General features: G+C 67.9%; 2 protein-coding genes. Both read right to left on the bottom strand.

All coding sequences use genetic code 11. The features are described 5' to 3' along the window. The coding region (locus VES41_RS09390) for an isoleucine--tRNA ligase (protein ID WP_324815954.1) at positions 1-1667 on the bottom strand (1667 nt) is incomplete at its 3' end. Beyond that, entirely contained in the window at positions 1664-1795 is a 132-nt protein-coding gene (locus VES41_RS09385) for a riboflavin kinase (RefSeq protein ID WP_324815957.1), read from the bottom strand. The genes VES41_RS09385 and VES41_RS09390, both read right to left, overlap by 4 nt. Positions 1796-1798: the final 3 nt, after the last annotated feature.

The raw sequence follows: 1798 nt of genomic DNA, 5'->3' as shown, positions 1-1798 counted from the left end.
CCGGAGTCGAACCAGACATCGAGGATGTCGGTGACCTTCTCGTACTGCGGCGCTTCATCGCCCAGCAGTTCGGCGCTGTCCAGCGAATACCAGACGTCGATGCCGCCCTGCTCCACGCGGTCGGCCACCTGCTGCATCAGTTCGACGGTGCGCGGGTGCGGCTCGCCGGTCTCGCGATGGGTGAACATCGCGATCGGCACGCCCCAGGTGCGCTGGCGGCTGATGCACCAGTCCGGGCGCCCTTCGACCATGCCGCCGATGCGTGCCTTGCCCCAGCTCGGGAACCAGCCGACGTTGTCGATGGCGGCCATCGCATCGCGGCGCAGGTTGGCCTTGTCCATCGAGATGAACCACTGCGGGGTGGCGCGGAACACTACCGGCGTCTTGTGGCGCCAGCAGTGCGGGTAGCTGTGCACGATCTCGATGAAGGCCAGCAGCGCGCCGGACGCGCGCAGCACGTCCACGATCAGCGGCTGCGCCTTCCACAGGTGCACGCCGGCCAGCGCGACATCGCCGGCCGGCGGGGTCGAGGGCAGGTACACGCCACGGCCGTCGACCGGGTTGATCTGGCCCGCGTTGTACTGCTCCATCAGCCCGTACTGCTGGCTGACCACGAAGTCTTCCTGGCCGTGGCCCGGGGCGGTGTGCACCGCACCGGTACCGTCTTCGGCCGAGACGTGCGCGCCGTTGAGCAGCGGGATGTCGCGGGTGGGATAGAACGGGTGGGCCAGCAGCAGGTTTTCCAGTGCCGCGCCGGTGGCGTGGCCGTGCTCGACCAGGCCGTCCACGCCGTAGCGCTGCAGCGAACGCTCGGCCAGCGCGGCGGCCAGCACCAGCCAACGGCGCTTGCCGTTGTGGGCCGGGCCTTCGGCCAGCACGTAGTCGATGTCCGCACCGAGGGACACCGCCAGCGAGGCCGGCAGCGTCCACGGGGTGGTGGTCCAGATCGGCACGGCCACCTCGACATCGGCGGGCAGGGTCGCGCCGAAGCGCGCGGCCAGCTGCGCCGAATCACGCGCCACGTAGGCCACGTCGATCGCCGGCGAGGTCTTGTCCTGGTACTCGATCTCCGCCTCGGCCAGGGCCGAGCCGCAGTCGAAGCACCAGTGCACCGGCTTGGCGCCGCGCACGATGTGGCCGTTGGCGAACACCTTGGACAGCGCGCGGATCTCGTTGGCCTCGAAATCGAAGCTCAGCGTCTTGTACGGGTTGTCCCAATCGCCGATCACGCCCAGGCGCTTGAAGTCGCGGCGCTGCAGGTCGATCTGCTCTTCGGCGAATTCACGGCACTTCTGGCGGAACTGCTCGGCGTCGAGCTTGGTGCCGACCTTGCCCCACTTCTTCTCGACCGCGATCTCGATCGGCAGGCCATGGCAGTCCCAGCCCGGCACGTAGGGCGCGTCGAAGCCGGCCAGGTAGCGCGACTTGACGATGATGTCCTTGAGGATCTTGTTGACCGCATGGCCGAGGTGGATCTGGCCATTGGCATAGGGCGGGCCGTCGTGCAGCACGAACAGCGGGCGGCCCTGCGCGTTCTCGCGCAGGCGGGCGTACAGGCCCTCGTCTTCCCAGCGCGACAGAATGCCCGGCTCGCGCTTGGGCAGGTCGCCGCGCATCGGGAATTCGGTTGCCGGCAGATGAAGGGTGGCTTTGTAGTCCTGGCTCACGCAGTGGCTCGCAATCTGTGTTCGGAAAGGATGTGACGCGCCTGTTCGGCGTCACGGTGCATCTGGTCGGTCAACGCGGCCAGATCTTGGAACTTCTCTTCGTCGCGCAGCTTGGCGACGAATTCCACTTC

The sequence above is a fragment of the Variovorax sp. genome (genome assembly GCF_035634955.1).
Classification (GTDB): domain Bacteria; phylum Pseudomonadota; class Gammaproteobacteria; order Burkholderiales; family Burkholderiaceae_C; genus Variovorax.
Note: the sequence above shows the minus strand (reverse complement) of the source record. Positions and strands in the feature narration are given on the sequence as shown.